Source organism: Xylophilus sp. ASV27, from assembly GCF_016428875.1.
In the GTDB taxonomy this organism is placed as follows: Bacteria; Pseudomonadota; Gammaproteobacteria; order Burkholderiales; family Burkholderiaceae_C; genus Xylophilus.
In genome coordinates this window covers 1-15,042 of sequence record NZ_JAELTO010000110.1, presented here as the reverse complement: position 1 = coordinate 15,042, position 15,042 = coordinate 1, and the positions used below count along the sequence as shown (strand labels likewise).

The 15,042-nt window shown below is 66.8% G+C and carries 11 protein-coding genes and 1 pseudogene; 6 read left to right on the top strand and 6 right to left on the bottom strand.

Features of this window, described 5'->3' with window-relative positions:
* Window positions 1-88 precede the first annotated feature (88 nt).
* A pseudogene (fliF, locus tag JHD63_RS18675) lies at window positions 89-1,171 on the bottom strand (flagellar basal-body MS-ring/collar protein FliF); the annotation flags it as partial.
* Window positions 1,172-1,320: 149 nt separating this feature from the next.
* Between fliF and fliE the strand changes: the two are divergent.
* Window positions 1,321-1,650, top strand: a complete 330-nt coding sequence (fliE, locus tag JHD63_RS18670) for a flagellar hook-basal body complex protein FliE (protein ID WP_198972314.1) — start codon at window positions 1,321-1,323, stop codon at window positions 1,648-1,650.
* A gap of 158 nt (window positions 1,651-1,808) precedes the next feature.
* Here the strand turns inward: fliE and JHD63_RS18665 are convergent, their stop codons facing one another.
* From JHD63_RS18665 to JHD63_RS18645, 5 genes are all read right to left on the bottom strand, one after another.
* Window positions 1,809-2,108, bottom strand: coding sequence for a flagellar protein FliT (locus tag JHD63_RS18665; protein WP_198972313.1), 300 nt, complete (start codon window positions 2,106-2,108; stop codon window positions 1,809-1,811).
* A 3-nt stretch (window positions 2,109-2,111) separates the two neighbouring features.
* Entirely contained in the window at window positions 2,112-2,552 is a 441-nt protein-coding gene (gene fliS / locus JHD63_RS18660) for a flagellar export chaperone FliS (protein WP_198972312.1), read from the bottom strand.
* Between the two features lie 261 nt (window positions 2,553-2,813).
* Window positions 2,814-4,262: a flagellar filament capping protein FliD gene (fliD, locus tag JHD63_RS18655; protein WP_198972311.1), complete on the bottom strand. Its 1,449-nt coding sequence runs from the start codon at window positions 4,260-4,262 to the stop codon at window positions 2,814-2,816.
* Window positions 4,263-4,354: 92 nt separating this feature from the next.
* Window positions 4,355-5,209 (bottom strand): flagellin N-terminal helical domain-containing protein, encoded by an 855-nt coding sequence (locus JHD63_RS18650; RefSeq protein WP_198972310.1) that lies wholly within the window; start codon window positions 5,207-5,209, stop codon window positions 4,355-4,357.
* Window positions 5,210-5,623: 414 nt separating this feature from the next.
* On the bottom strand, window positions 5,624-9,109 hold the full coding sequence (locus JHD63_RS18645; protein WP_198972309.1) for a glycosyltransferase: 3,486 nt from the start codon (window positions 9,107-9,109) through the stop codon (window positions 5,624-5,626).
* 344 nt (window positions 9,110-9,453) lie between these two features.
* Between JHD63_RS18645 and rfbF the strand changes: the two genes are divergently transcribed.
* The 5 genes from rfbF to JHD63_RS25055 all read left to right on the top strand — a co-directional run.
* On the top strand, window positions 9,454-10,227 hold the full coding sequence (rfbF, locus tag JHD63_RS18640; protein WP_198972308.1) for a glucose-1-phosphate cytidylyltransferase: 774 nt from the start codon (window positions 9,454-9,456) through the stop codon (window positions 10,225-10,227).
* Window positions 10,212-11,336, top strand: a complete 1,125-nt coding sequence (gene rfbG / locus JHD63_RS18635) for a CDP-glucose 4,6-dehydratase (protein WP_198972307.1) — start codon at window positions 10,212-10,214, stop codon at window positions 11,334-11,336. The genes rfbF and rfbG overlap by 16 nt, the downstream gene beginning before the upstream one ends.
* Window positions 11,337-11,375: 39 nt before the next feature.
* A complete protein-coding gene (gene rfbH, locus JHD63_RS18630) occupies window positions 11,376-12,695 on the top strand; it encodes a lipopolysaccharide biosynthesis protein RfbH (RefSeq protein WP_198972306.1) in 1,320 nt (439 codons plus the stop codon).
* Window positions 12,696-12,705: 10 nt separating this feature from the next.
* A complete protein-coding gene (locus JHD63_RS18625; protein ID WP_198972305.1) occupies window positions 12,706-13,815 on the top strand; it encodes an N-acetylneuraminate synthase family protein in 1,110 nt (369 codons plus the stop codon).
* 2 nt (window positions 13,816-13,817) lie between these two features.
* The coding region (locus JHD63_RS25055) for a thiamine pyrophosphate-binding protein (protein ID WP_198972304.1) at window positions 13,818-15,042 on the top strand (1,225 nt) is incomplete at its 3' end.

Genomic DNA, 15,042 nt, shown 5'->3' with positions numbered 1-15,042 from the left:
CCCCCCCCCCCCCCCCCCCCCCCCCCCCCCCCCCCCCCCCCCCCCCCCCCCTCCCCTCCCCCCCCCCCCACCGACATCTACACTAGGTTCTCTTCGTCGGCAGCGTCAGATGTGTATCCCCCCCCCCCCCCGGCGTGAGCGGCGCGGCCTGGCCGTTGACCGGCGCCGCGGGCTGCGCCGGCGGCTGGTTGGAGGTGGCGCCGGGCACGCCGGCGGGCTGCGCGCTGCTCGGGCCGGTGCTCTCCACCACCTGCTGGCTGCGCACCGCGCCGCTGTCGGCGGTCTGGTTCGGACGATGCTGCTCGGACGTCGATTCGGTCTGCGAAAAGTCCACGTCTGCCGTGACCTGCGCCTTGACGTTGCTGCGGCCCACCACCGGCTCCAGGATGTCGAGGATGCGGCGGCTGTAGAGCGCCTCGATCTGCTGCACGTACTGCAGCTGCTGGGCGTCGCCGCCGGAGCCCGCGCCGGGCGTGCCGTCTGGCGGGTTGGACAGCAGCTTGCCGGTGTCGTCGAGCACGCTGACGGAGCTGGGGGTCATGCCCGGCACGCTGGAGGCCACCAGATGCACGATGCCGGCGATCTGCGCGCGGTCCAGGGTGCGACCCCCGCGCAGCGTCACCAGCACCGAGGCCGAGGGCTTCTGCTGCTCGCGGAAGAACCCGTTCTGGTTCGGCAGCGCCAGGTGCACGCGCGCGGTTTCGACGGACTCGATCGACTGGATCGTGCGGGTGAGCTCACCCTCGAGCCCGCGCTGGAAGTTCAGCCGCTCCTGGAACTGGGTCATGCCGAAGCGGTTGCCCTCCATCAGCTCGAAACCGGTCACCGAGCCCTTGGGCAGCCCTTGCGAGGCCAGGCGCAGGCGCACGTCGTGCACCCGGTCCGACGGCACCAGGATCGCGCCGCCGCCCTCGGCGAACTTGTAGGGCACGTTCATCGTGGTGAGCTGCGCCACGATGGCGCCGCCGTCCTTGTCCGACAGGTTGGAGTACAGCACGCGCCAGTCGGCCTGGCGCCCCATGACCAGGCCGATGATGACCACGGCCAGCAGCAAGACCACACCCAGGCCGAGCCGCAGGCGCTGTCCGCGGTCGAGCGCGGCCAGGCGGCGCGACCAGGCGGGAGCGGCCGGGGGCAGGGAATTGGCAGGAATTTCGGCAACGGCGGACATACGGGGTTCCGGGTAATTCCAGGGACACGGGCGCACCCTGGACGAAACAGATTATTCGGCCCGCCCTGGCCGGCGTTGCCGGAATAAGGCGCGGATTCCCCCCGCTATTCGGGCTCGGCACGACTGGCGAAAACTTTAGGATCAGCGCCATGGATTTTCGCATAGCCCCCTCTTCCGTACCGCTTGCCAGCCCAGCCGTCGCCGCGGCCCGCGCGGCCGCCACCCAGGCGCGGCCGGAGGTCGGCGGCGCGTCCGAAGGCGGCTTCGGCAGCGCACTCAAGGGCGCGCTGGAGTCGGTGAGCGCGGCGCAGAACCAGGCCGGCAGCCTGCAGCGCGAAGTGCAGATGGAGAACCCCAAGGTCAGCCTGGAGCAGACCATGGTCGCCATCCAGAAGGCCCAGATCGGCTTCCAGGCCACCATGCACGTGCGCAACCGCATGGTGCAGGCCTATACCGACATCATGAACATGCAGGTTTAGCTATATTTTTGATAGCTAATAGCCCAGGCAGCACCTGGGCCTCAGCCACTTTCCATGCAAAAAAACCGGCAAACGCCGGTTTTTTTGCATGGAACGCCCGAAACACCGAGGAGCCGGCCCCGCCGGGCCGCTGACGCGGCCCCCGGCAGGAGACGGGCTCAGTGCACCATCTGCGGCTGGTCCTGCATCAGCCGGTCGAACTGTGACAGCCAGGGCTCGGCCAGGCAGCGGATCTCGGCGTCGTTGCGCAGGATGCGCTGCATGATGCGCACCTTCTCCGAGCGGTGCTCGGGCGGCAGTTCCAGCTCCTGCGCGCGGAAGCGCAGCTGCTCGATCAGCACGGCACAGGCGCCTTCGTAGCGCACCACCTCGTCCCAGTCGCGAGCCTTGGCGGCATCGAGCATCTTGCGGCTGCTGTCCTCGATGGCCTTGTAGTAGTCGATGAGCTTTGCGGGCATTGTTCAGGCCTCGAGCGCGTAGACAGCGGCACCGTCGGCCGCAGCGGCCTGCGGCGTGGAGGCGGGAGGCGGCATGCGGCGCCAGCCGTCGGCCACCGGAGCGATGAGCCGCATCACCTCTTCGAGCGCGGCGCGGTCGTTGCGCAGGTTGGCATAGGTCAGGCGCTGGATGCTGTAGTCGTAGATCAGTTTCAGGTTGGCCGCGAGCTCCCCACCGCGCTCCAGGTCCAGGCCCAGCTTGAGGCCCTCCTCCAGCAGCCGTACCGACTTGCTGATTTCCTCGCCCTTGCGCGCCACGTCACCGGTATGGATGGCCGAAGACGCCAGGCTCAGCGATTGCATCAAGCCGTCGAACAGCAGACCGACCACTTGATAGGGGTTGGCGCTATCGACACTGGTGCGGCGGTAAGCGGATGCGGCACGTGCCTGAACAGAAGTGAACATCATGGATTCCTCAGCGTTGACTCTATTGTGGTTTTCGGCAGCGCATCGGGAAAATAAAGGGGCAGTGCCATGTCTTTCCCCCGGGGCGTTTGGCGTCCACTGTCAATGACGCGGAATATCAAGCAAGAGGCTCCGCGCCAAAGACCGCCCAGCAGGCCAAGCGCAGACATCCGCGGAACCGGCTCCGCTGGTACGCAGGATGTGTCCCCTCGCAGGGGGAAGGCGAAGAGGCGAAGCGCGTAGCCTGGGAGTGGTCCTATTTCAACCAGTCGACTTGTTCCAGGTCGCCACTTGCTGCGATACGTACTTGTCGAGGGCGTTGAGCGACGCCATCTTGGCGTCCAGCGCGGTGTAGGTGGCGCGCAGGCGGGCCTCGGTGGCCGTCCAGCGGTCGTTGACCCTGTCCTGGTCCTTGGCGTTGCTGTCCAGCGCCGTCTGCAGTGAGTTGCTCTTGGTCGCGACGGTGCCGTCGAATGCCAGCATCGAGCGCAACGCAGTCCTGAACTTGAGCGCGATACCGTCGTTGGAACTGTCGCCCGTGCTCGCCGAGAACAGCGCCTTGACATTGGCCGGCGTGGCCAGCGCCGACGCCAGCTTGCCGGCGTCGATCACCAGGGTGCCGTCCTTCTGGGTGTCGATCCCGATGCCGGACAGGCCGCTCAGCGCCCCCCCGGTCGTGGTCGAGGTCGCCATGTTGCGCAGGGCGCTGCGCAGACTCACTGCAGTGGAATCCGCCTGCAGCACGCCGGCGGTCTTGCTGCCGGCGTCGTACTTGGTGGAGGTGGTCAGCAGGGAATTGACCGCGTTGTAGGCGTTGACGAAATCCTGCACCGCCTTGGTCATGCCGGCGGTGTCGGCCGCCACGTCCACGCCGACCGGCGAGGTGGTGACCTGCGACACCTTGAACGTGACGCCCGGGATCACGCCCTCGAAGGTCTTGCTGGCCGAGCTGACCGAGATGCCGTTGACCGTGGCCACGGAGTCCTGCGCCAGCTGGAACGTGCCGGTGGCCGTGGTGGCGTCGAACGCCAGCGCCTTCATGCCGTTGCTGCTGCCGCTGGAGGCATCGATCTTGAAGCCGGCGGCCTGGCCCGTGGTGGCGGAGCGGAACACCAGGCGCTGGCCGGAGGAATCCGTGACCACCGAGGCCACGACACCGGTACCGGCGTCATTGATCTTGCGGGCAACGGCCGCCAGGCTGCTGTCCTCGCCCTCGGCAAAGGACACGCTGATGGCGCCGGCCGAGCCGGCGGTGAAGCCCGTGGCCTTGCCGCTGCCGTCGGTGGCCCAACTGCCCAGCGTGAAGGTGAGCGTGCCGGCGCCCAGCGCGGTACCAGGCGCCACCGCGCTCGAGGCCACGGTCTGCGCCCGCGCCAACTGGCTGACCGATACGTCATAGGAACCGGCCTGGGCTGCCCCGGTGCTGGCAACCGTCACGGCCGCGGTGTTGCCGGAGGTGGCGGTAATGCCGCCCCACAGGCCCGAACTGGTGGCATCGGCCAGCTTAGTGGCGGCGCTCTGAAGAGTGGACAGCAGCGACTGCAGGTTGCCGTAGGTCGAGATCTTGGTCTTGGTGAGCGTGGCGTCGGCAGCCAGCGGTTTGAGGCGCGCCGTCTCGACCTCCTTCATCTTGGTGATGATGTCTTCGACATTGATACCGCTGCCCAGGCCAGTCGAAGTGACGGGACCGGTGGAGGAAATGGTGGCCATGGTGCGGAGCTCCCTGTGAGGATGAATTCAAGACCAAAGGCGGCGGCGAGCCTCACGCCCACCGCCGCCCGCAGAGCTTAGCCGAAAGCCGCTTACTGGAGCAGCTTGAGCACGCCCTGTGGCAGCTGGTTGGCCTGCGCGACCATGGCGGTGCCGGCCTGTTGCAGGATCTGCGCGCGCGAGAGGTTGGCGGTTTCCGCGGCGAAGTCGGCATCGACGATACGGCCACGCGAGGCGCTGGTGTTCTCGATGTTGACGCTCAGGTTGTTGACGACCTGCTCGAAACGGTTCTGCGCGGCACCGTAGGTGGAACGCGCGGACGTGATCTGGTCGATGGCGGCGTCGATCGCATTGATCGCGCTGGTGGCATTGGCGATACCGGCCGAGCCGTCGCCGGAAATCGACACAGTGGATGCGGCTGCGCTGAAGGTGGCGCCGCTCGAGGTGAGGCTGACGCCGCTGACGGTGATGCTGTCGGTGCTATCCGTACCGGCCCCCACCTGGAACTGCGTGCCGGCAGCCGCCGCAGAGCCGAACAGTTGGGTGCCATTGAACTTGGCGCCACTGGACACCCGGCTGATTTCCGCCTGCAGTTGGGCGAATTCCGCTTGCATGTTGGCACGATCACCACTGCCGTAGTTGCCGCTGGACGATTGCACGGCCAGTTCACGCATGCGCTGCAGGCTGTCGGAGATGCTGCCCAGCGCGCCTTCAGCGGTTTGCGCCAGCGAAATCGCGTCGTTGGCATTGCGCGAGGCCACGGTCATGCCCCGCACCTGGGCGTTCATGCGCTCGGCGATGGCCAGGCCAGCGGCGTCGTCCTTGGCGCTGTTGACCCGCAGACCGGAAGACAGGCGCTGCATGGAGGTCGCCAGCGAGGACTGGGACGAGGCCAGGTTGCGCTGTGCATTGAGCGACGAAACGTTGGTGTTGATGGTTGAGGCCATTATCAGTACTCCTGACGTTGCTTAAAAATCCGGCAAGATTGCCAATCGTGCCGCCCTCCCTTCGGAGGGCGTCAAGACCGGAGCGTCTGTCGGTACGTTGTTAGCGCTTGCCGGTCAATGCACCCGTTGCCGGGTCCATTGATGAGTTTTTCGGGTTCCCGGGACAAAACTTGAGGCTTTTTGTAAAAAAAATGTCCGTGAACGACCCCCGGAAGGCTGCCGAGCAGGCCATGCCAGGACATCCGCGGAACCGGCTTTGCCGGGCCGCAGGAGAGGTCTTGCAGACCGCGCCGGGCCAGCGGCCCGGCCCTTCGCCAGTCACGAAAGGTCCACCGGACCTTTCGTGTACGGGCTCAGCCCCCTTGAGGAGGAAGGCGAAGACGCGAAGCGCGTAGCCTGGGGGTGGTCTCACAGCTACCCACCATAGGCGGCAAACCAGCCGGCCACGTGGTTCTCCAGCATGAAGCCTTCGCGCACCCAGCCCTGCAGTGCATGGCCGGCGGCCTTCAGGGCGTCTGGCTCGGCCAGTTGCTCGCGGATCGTGGCGATCCAGCGCTGCGGGTCGTTCGGCAGGCGGGTGACCGGCGCGTTCCGGTAGGGGGCGATGTCGGTGCAGATCACCGGCCAGCCCATGAAGCCGTACTCCAGCAGGCGCAGGTTGCTCTTGGCCTCGTTGAAGGCGTTGAGCTCCAGCGGGGCGATGGCGAGATCCAGATCCAGTTGGGCCAGCGCGGCCGGATACAGGCGGAAGTCCAGCTCGAACTCGTGGTATTCCTTGACGTAGGGCTTGAGCGGCTCCGGGCACATGCCCATGAAGACCCAGTCGACCTCGTCGGCCAGGGCCTCGACCACCGGGTAGACGAGTTCCAGGTCGCCCAGGTGCTGCTGCGCGCCGGCCCAGCCCACGCGGGGCCTGGAGCGCGCCCTGCCCGGGGGCGTGACGCCGTTCCACAGCGCACCCTCCAGGCAGTTGGGCATGACCCGGATGTCGTCCACCATGTCGGCGCAGAACTCCGCCAGCGGCTGGGTGCTGACCACCAGCCGGTCCGCCAGGGCCAGCGCGCGGCGCATGCGCGCGCGGCCGTCCTTGAAACCGTTCTTGTAGGCCGAGCTTTTGCGCGGTATCGCGGACATCAGGTCGTCGACGGTGATGATGCGCCTGATGCCTGGCAGGTGCCGTGCATAGGACTCGAGCGCATCGATGAAGGTGTCCCCCAGCGGCTGGTGCAGAACCAGGACATCCGGCGCGGCGCGGGCCACTTCCGCAGGCGTCAGGATGCGCACCTGGAAGGCTTTCGGCGACTCGCAGACCATGGTCTGCGCCAGGCCCGCCTTGCCGATGGCGCGCAGCGGCGCGCGCAGCCGGTATTCACCCGCGCCGCCGGTAACGGGGACGGCCAGGATGCGCGTGCGGTCGCGAAAGTTCGGGTCCCAGTCGATCGAGGCCACATGCTCCGGCTTGTAGGGCTCGATCAGGCTCAGGTTGCGGTTATAGGCCGGGTCATGCGCGAGTTGCGGCAGCCAGCGCTCCAGAATGGCATCGCTGGCCTTTTTCCAGTCGAGCAGATTGGCCAGGGCATGTTCCGGCTTGCGGTGCTGCGCCTTCATCGAGACGCCGCCGTAATGCACCAGCATCGAATGCGGCGTCCAGACCAGCTTGCAACCCCGCTCGCCCGCCCGCATGCACAGGTCGAACATACCGAGGTGCACGGCGAACCGGGAGTCCACGCCGTTCAATTGATCGAATACGCTCTTGCGGATCAGCAGCGCGGAGCCGCTCACCGCGCTGACGTTCTGCTCGGACAGCGCCCGCCCCATGTAGCCAGGCTCGGTCGGATCCAGGTTGTCGTCCCAGGGGCTGGACGCAATGCCGCGCAGGCCGGTGATCCAGCCGACCTGCTGGACCCGGGCGGTCTCCGGGTAGTTCAGGCGCGGCGCGACGATGGCGACCTCGGGCCGCTGGGCGATGCCCATCAGCACGTCCAGCCACTCGTCCTGCACGATATGGGTGTCGTTGTCCAGGAACAGCAGGTACTGCCCGGCGGCGGCCGCGGCGCCGGCATTGGCACCCGCGGCGTAACTGAAGGCGCCGGGCACGCTCACGCGCTGGATGCGGCCCTGCCAGGCCGGCGCCGCCTCCAGGCTGTCCAGATAGCGCAGGGCGTCCGGGTCGCGCGAGTCGTTGTCGACCAGCACCACCTCGTAGCGCGGGTAGGCGGTGCGCTGCTGCAGGCTCTCCAGCAGCGGCGCCAGGTATTCCTCGCGGTCGGTGGTCTGGATGACCAGACTCACCAAGGGCGCCGTGTCCCATTCGTAGCGCAGCATGCGCAGGCCCGGCGCGGCGCCGTCGAACACGCGTACCGACAACCCGCGCCGCTCGCAGTGCGCGAGCAGGGCGGCTCTCTCGCTGTCGGGCCGCCGCGCCTGCGCCGGCTCCGCGGGGCTGCTGGCCAGGACCTGGCTGACGTGCCCGATTGCCCCCTCCCCCACCTGGTCCAGCAGGCGCAGGGCCAGGTCGTAGTTCTCGGCCCCGGCCAGGCTGCCGAAGCGGCCGGCGGCGATGAAGGCCTGTTTTTCCACCAGCACCAGGCTGCCGAAGTAGTCCTGGGCACGCAGCAGGTCCAGGTTGAAATCCGGCTTGAAGCGCGGCTGCATGCGGCTGCCGTCGGCGCCGCGCAGGTCTTCGTCGCAGTAGATCAGGCGCCAGTCCGGGCGCGCGTTGACGTAGTCCGCCATGACCTGCAGAGCCTGCGGTTCCAGCGCCAGCCCGGGCGCGATGCGGCCGAGCCAGGTGGCACCCGATATGGCGGCGACCTCGTCGAGCACCAGGCCCAGGTCGGACGCCTGCTTGACGGCCAGCCACTGCAGCCCGGGCACATCGGCCGCAGCCTCGGGCGCCGGCAGGATGGTGGCGACGGTCAGCATCCAGTCGGGGTAGAGCTGGGCCTGCAGCGCATCCAGCGTGTCGGCCAGCAGATGCTCGGCGCCCGGCGCCAGCTCCATCAGGAAGTGAAAGCGCGGCCGTTGCGTCCAGTGCAAGACCATGCGCTCGGCCAGCAACTGGGCATCTATTTCCTGGAACGAGGTGCGTTTGCGCCACAGCTTGTAGCGTCTGTCGTCCTCGCGCCGCGCCGGCAGTTCCTTGAGCGACGGGGCGCCGTCGCCCCTGGCTTGCTCGCACATGGCCCGTGCGTCGGCCTTGGAGCTGGCGGGCACCACGGTCCACGCATCTTCCGCCGGGAAACGCGCGGGAGCGCTCTGGAACTCGGGGAACTTCTCCTGGAAGCGCTTTTCATAGCGCTGCCATTCGTCGCCAAAATCGCCGGCGGAGCTTTGGACCAGCAAGAAGTCCTTGCACACCCCGAGCCGCAGTCCTTCCAGGTGGCAGCGGTAGCTGAAGTCGATGTCGTACAGGTGAAAGCCATCGAAGGTGTCGGCATCGAACTGCACCGTCTGCAAGACCTTCCGGTGCATGGCCAGGAAGACGCCATCGAGTGCCTGCACAGGTATCTCGCGGGCGCGCGAGTCGTCGTATTCATGGATGGCGAAGGTGGCCTGCGACTGGTCCGCCGGGCCTTGTATGACCAGACCGGCGCGATTGGCGGCGCCGCCGTTCAGCCAGAACGCGGTCTTGAGCTCCTTAGCGCCGGCAACGCCCACCACGTCGTGGCGCTGCAGGCTGTCGTACAGGATGGCGGCAAAGGCCTCGCCGCACAGCAGGTCGATGTCGTCATGGCACAGTACGAGCACCTCATGGCGTGCTGCGGCCGCGCCGCGCTGGTAGCCCTCCGCCAGGCTCGCGGCATCCCGGATGCGGATGATCTCGTGCGGGGCGCTGCAGATATCTGCGATGCGGGCACTGAAGCGGGCAAACTTCCGGTCGTCGCCCGAGCAGATCATGAAAGAGATCGGGTCCAGCGTCGGTCCATCCGCCGGCAAACTGCTGCCGAGGGTATGCCGCGCCGTGAAACCGGAAGAGTCCTGCCGAAGATCCATTTGTTTTCCAATGTTCCGATGTCGTGGCGGGGGGGGCTGTCAGCAAAGCGCCTCGCCAACACGACGGGGACCATTGTTGCCAATCTTTGGCTCATGGAAGAGGCGAAGTGAGGGCTGGAACCGCCGCTATTCATCCGCCCCGCCGCGGCACGGCACGGCACGGCACGGCACTTAAGATAGCGGCATCATCAGGATTTTGCAGCGGCCACCCGCTCCTGCCACCAATTCCAGCCCCATGAGGCGATTACATGGTCAAAGCGGTCATATTGGCGGGCGGCCTCGGCACCCGCATCAGCGAAGAAACGATGTCCCGGCCCAAGCCCATGGTGACCATTGGCGGCAAACCGCTACTGTGGCACATCATGAAGGGCTACTCCACCCACGGCGTCCATGACTTCGTCATCTGCTGCGGCTACATGGGCTACGTCATCAAGGAGTATTTCGCCAACTACTTCCTGCACAGTTCCGACGTCACCTTCGACATCGCCCACAACCGCATGGAAATCCACGAGCGCCATGCAGAGCCATGGCGGGTCACACTGGTCGATACGGGGGAGGAAACCCTGACCGGCGGGCGCCTGAGGCGGGTGCGCCGCTACGTCGAGGACGAGGAGCTTTTCTGCTTCACCTATGGCGACGGCGTATCCGACATCGACGTCGGCGCGCAATTGGCCTTCCACCGCGCGCACCGGCGGCTGGCCACCATCGCCGCCGTGGCGCCTCCCGGGCGCTTCGGCGCGCTGAACATCACGGAAAAAGCCGTCACCGCCTTCGTGGAAAAGCCCGTGGGCGATGGCGGCCTGATCAACGGCGGCTTCTTCGTGCTCTCGCCCCAGGTGCTGGACCTGATCGAAGGCGACGGCAGCGCCTGGGAGGACCGCCCGGTGCAGCGGCTGATCGCGCAAGGCCAGCTCATGGCCTGGCAGCACACCGGCTTCTGGCGCCCCATGGACACCCTGCGCGACAAGATAACGCTCGAAGATTTGTGGAGCAGCGGACAGGCCCCATGGAAAACCTGGTGAATCCCGCATTCTGGGCCGGCAGGCGGATCTTCCTGACCGGGCATACCGGCTTCAAGGGCACATGGCTGGCGCTGTGGCTCTCCGACATGGGGGCGCAGGTGCATGGCTATGCACTGCCGCCAGAACACCCAGGCAGCCTGTTCGAGCGCCTGTCGCTGGGCGAACGCATGGCCCGCTCCACGCTGGCCGACATCCGCGACAGCGCGCCGCTGCACGCCGCCATGCAGGCGGCCAACCCGGAGGTCATCTTCCACCTGGCCGCGCAAGCCCTGGTGCCGGCGGGCTACCGGCAGCCCGTGGAGACCTTTGCCGTCAACGTCGTGGGCACGGCGCAGGTGCTGGAATGCGCGCGCGCGTGCCTCGACTTGGCGGCCGTCGTGGTGGTGACCAGCGACAAGTGCTACGAGAACCATGAATGGCCCTGGGGCTACCGGGAAAGCGATCCCATGGGCGGACACGACCCGTATTCGGCCAGCAAGGGCGCCGCCGAACTGGTGGCCGCCAGCTACCGCCGCAGCTTCCTGGCGCAGCAGGGCGTTGCCGTGGCCACGGCGCGCGCGGGCAATGTGATCGGCGGCGGGGACAACACGCCCTCGCGCCTGATCCCCGACGCACTCGCGGCATTCGGCGGCGACACCGCCCTGCACCTGCGCAACCCCAAGGCCACCCGCCCCTGGCAGCATGTGCTCGACCCGCTGCACGGCTACCTGCAACTGGCCGAGCGACTGGGCCAAAAGGAGCAGGGGCAGGCCTGGGCAGAAGGCTGGAACTTCGGCCCGCAGGCCGACGACGCCCTGAGCGTGGAAGCGGTGGTGGGCCTGCTGGCCCAGCACTGGCCGCGACCGGTGCGATGGAGCGCCGACCCACCCGGCACCCATGCGCACGAGGCCCAGCAACTGCGCCTGGACTGCAGCAAGGCGCGCCAGCGGCTCGGCTGGCGCCCAGTGTGGAGCGGCAGGGATGCGCTGCAAAAAACCGTGCAGTGGCACCTGTCCACTCACGGCCCCCGCGCCGCGCCCGCGCTGGACGTCTGCCGCGCGCAATTGACCGGCTTTCTTCAGGATGCAGACACCCTGCTCGCTCCTGATTTAGTAGCTGCAAGCCTTTGATTCACCATGGCTACAAGCCAATTCGACGACCAATTCCCCATGGACGACTCACACACGCTGAGAGAACAGATTGCCCGCCTCGTGGAGCAGTACGTTGCCCTGGCGCTGGCGCCGCAGCCTTTCGTGGAGGGAATTACCGCAGTACCGCCCTCCGGCAAGCTGATCGACGCCAGTGAAATCAAGCTCATGGTGGAGGCCGCGCTCGACGGCTGGCTGACCACGGGGCGCTTCAATGCGCAGTTCGAAAGCCGGCTGGCGCAGTTCATCGACGTCAAGCACCTCATCACGGTGAACTCGGGCTCCTCGGCCAACCTGGTGGCCTTCCATGCGCTCACCAGCCCTCGGCTCGGCGAGCGCGCCATCCGGCCGGGCGACGAGGTGATCGGCGTGGCGGCGGGCTTCCCCACCACGGTCAATCCGATCCTGCAGTTTGGCGCAGTGCCAGTGTTCGTGGACGTGGAGTTGGGCACCTACAACATCAACGCCAGCCAAATCGAGGCCGCCATCGGCCCCCGGACCCGCGCCATCATGCTGGCCCACACGCTGGGCAACCCCTTCAACCTGGACGTGGTCACCGCGCTGTGCAAGAAGCACGGCCTGTGGCTGATCGAGGACTGCTGCGACGCGCTCGGCTCCACCTACCGGGGCCGCATGGTGGGCACCTTCGGCGACATCGGCACGCTGAGCTTCTACCCCGCGCACCACATCACCATGGGCGAGGGCGGCGCGGTGTTCACCAACAATGCCGAGCTGCGCGCCATCGCCGAGAGCTTCCGCGACTGGGGCCGCGACTGCTACTGCGCGCCGGGCAAGGACAACACCTGCGGCCAGCGCTTCTGCCAGAAGCTGGGCCGCCTGCCCGCCGGCTACGACCACAAGTACACCTACAGCCACCTGGGCTACAACCTCAAGATCACCGACATGCAGGCCGCATGCGGGCTGGCGCAACTGGACAAGGCCGCGCAGTTCATCGCGCAGCGCAAGCAGAACTTCGCCTACCTGCACGAGCAGTTGCGCGCCTGCGAGGAGTTCCTGATCCTGCCCCGTGCCACGGAACATGCCGACCCATCCTGGTTCGGCTTTCCAATTACCCTGCGCGAGTGCGCGCCCGTATCGCGCCTGGACCTGCTGACCTACCTCGACCAGAACAAGGTGGGAACCCGCCTGCTTTTCGCCGGAAACCTGACCCGCCAACCGTATATGGTCGGCAGGAACTATCGCGTGAGCGGTGAGTTGCACAACACCGACACGGTGATGAACGACACCTTCTGGATCGGAGTGCAGCCCGCCCTCACGCAAGACATGATGGACTTTGCGGCGGCCAGGATCAGAGCCTTCCTGGGCGTCGATTTCGATTAGGAGCAATGTGATGGGACCCATCAGCCAACGGGACAAGGACTTGTTCGAGAACCTGTTCGTTCTGGAACTGGCCAACAACCACTGGGGCAAGCTGGAGCGCGGCCTCAAGATCATCCGCGATCACGGAGCCGTGACCCGCTACAACAACGTCAAGGCCGCCATCAAGCTGCAGTTCCGGGATGTGGATGAGTTCATCCACCCCGACTTCAAAGGCAACACGGAGTTGCGCTATGTAAAAAAGACCGAGGACACCAAGCTCTCCAAGGCCGATTTCGCGCGGATGGTCGAAGAAATCCGCAACCTGAGCTGCATTCCCATGGCCACGCCGTTCGACGAGGCATCGGTCGATCTGTGCGTGGAATTCGACATGCCGATCATCAAGATCGCCAGCTCCGACATGAACGACTGGCCCTTGATCGAGAAGATCGCGTCTACCCGCCGCCCGACCATCATCTCCACCGGCGGCGCCTCGGAGAAAGACCTGGACGACGTCGTCCGATTCTTCGAGAAGCGCGACGTTCCGCTGGCCATCAACCACTGCGTCTCGCTCTACCCCAGCGAGGACGACGAGCTGCACCTGGACCAGATCGACTACCTGCGCAGCCGCTATCCGCGCCACGTCATCGGCCTGTCCACGCACGAGTACCACGACTGGCACTCTTCCATGCTGATCTCCTACGGCAAGGGCGCGCGCACCTGGGAGCGTCACATCGACATCCAGTACGAGGGCGTGCCGGTGTCCAACTACTGCTCACTGCCCGAGCAGTGCGACGCCTGGTTCAAGGCTTTCCACAAGGCCAAGGAAATGTGCGGCGGCGTCAGCACACGCCGGCGCAACATCTCGCGCAAGGAGACCGAATACCTCAACGCCCTGGTGCGCGGAGCCTATGCGCGCCGCGATCTGGCGCCCGGGTACGTCTTCGACAAGGACCAGTTCGAGAAGGACTTCTACCTCGCCATACCGCTGCACAAGGGGCAGCTCTCGTGCCGCGAGGTGATGAACGGCGAGCGGCTGCTGCAACCCATCCAGGCCCACGAGCGCCTGACCATCGACCACATCGACGGGCCCTACAGCGAAAGCCCCGCGCTCAAGAGCCTCATCCTGAACCGGGGGCTGTGACTGTGAGGCGCGTCTCAGAGCAGATCGCCGACTGGCTCGCGGCCCAGGGCGTGGAGCAGGTCTTCACCGTCACCGGCGGCGGCGCCATGTTCCTCAACCAGGCGCTGGGCGGGCATGGGCAACTGCGCTGCACCTTCATGCACCACGAGCAGGCCTGCGCCATGGCCGCAGAGGGCTACGCCCGCATCACCGGCAAACCCGCCGTGGTGATGCTGACCACCGGGCCAGGCTCGGTGAACGCGCTCAACGGCGTGTATGGCGCCTTCACCGACTCGATCCCGATGATCGTCCTCTCTGGCCAGATCAAGCGCGAGACCTGCATCGATTTCCATGACGTGCCGGGCCTGCGCCAGCTCGGCGACCAGGAAGGCCCGACCATCGCCATGGCCAGCCCCGTGTGCAAGTTCGCGCGGCTGGTGCGCTCCGAAAAAGAGCTGGAAACCCTGCTGCCGCAGGCATACGCCGAAGCCACCGGCGGGCGCCCCGGCCCCGTGTGGCTGGACATTCCGCTGGACATCCAGCAGTCCACCGAAGCCCTGCAGATCCCCGCGCCGCCGCAACCGGCCCGCCAGCCGCCGTCGCAGCAGTTGCGCGCCGCCTGCCGCGCCATCGCCGGCAGGCTCCAGCAGGCGCACCGCCCGCTGATCCTGGGCGGCACCGGCGTGCGCCTGTCGCGCACCAAAGCGCGCCTGCTGGCGCTGGTGGAGCGCCTGGGCATTCCGCTGGCCACGGCGTGGACGCACGACCTCATCGCCTCGGACCACCCGCTGTTCGCCGGCCGCCCCGGCACCATCGGCACGCGCGCGGGCAACTTCTGCCTGCAGGCGGCCGACTGCGTGCTGGTGCTGGGCTCGCGCCTGAACATCCGCCAGACCAGCTACAACTGGGACGCCTTCGCCAAAAACGCCTGGTTGGCGCAGGTGGACATCGACGAGGCCGAGCTGAACAAGCCCACCGTGCGGCCCGACCTGGGCGTGGCGGCCGATCTGAACGACTTTCTGGACGTGCTGGAAGAAGAACTTGCGCGCGTCCAACTGCCCAGTTACCAATCATGGGCAAGGTGGTGCCAGCAGACGGGCGAGCGCTACGACGCGGCGGCTGAACATCAACAGCAGAGCGGCGCCCCGCTGAACCCTTACGTGATGGTGAGCCGCATCTTCGGGCAGATGCGGCCCGATGACATCGTGGTCTGCGGCAACGCATCGGCCTGCATCCTGCCGTTCCAGG

Coding starts and splice junctions, on each gene's coding strand:
- fliE (WP_198972314.1), top strand. CDS start 1,321: ATGGATTTTCGCATAGCCCCCTCTTCCGTACCGCTTGCCAGCCCAGCC.
- JHD63_RS18665 (WP_198972313.1), bottom strand. CDS start 2,108: ATGCCCGCAAAGCTCATCGACTACTACAAGGCCATCGAGGACAGCAGC.
- fliS (WP_198972312.1), bottom strand. CDS start 2,552: ATGTTCACTTCTGTTCAGGCACGTGCCGCATCCGCTTACCGCCGCACC.
- fliD (WP_198972311.1), bottom strand. CDS start 4,262: ATGGCCACCATTTCCTCCACCGGTCCCGTCACTTCGACTGGCCTGGGC.
- JHD63_RS18650 (WP_198972310.1), bottom strand. CDS start 5,209: ATGGCCTCAACCATCAACACCAACGTTTCGTCGCTCAATGCACAGCGC.
- JHD63_RS18645 (WP_198972309.1), bottom strand. CDS start 9,109: ATGATCTGCTCGGGCGACGACCGGAAGTTTGCCCGCTTCAGTGCCCGC.
- rfbF (WP_198972308.1), top strand. CDS start 9,454: ATGGTCAAAGCGGTCATATTGGCGGGCGGCCTCGGCACCCGCATCAGC.
- rfbG (WP_198972307.1), top strand. CDS start 10,212: ATGGAAAACCTGGTGAATCCCGCATTCTGGGCCGGCAGGCGGATCTTC.
- rfbH (WP_198972306.1), top strand. CDS start 11,376: ATGGACGACTCACACACGCTGAGAGAACAGATTGCCCGCCTCGTGGAG.
- JHD63_RS18625 (WP_198972305.1), top strand. CDS start 12,706: ATGGGACCCATCAGCCAACGGGACAAGGACTTGTTCGAGAACCTGTTC.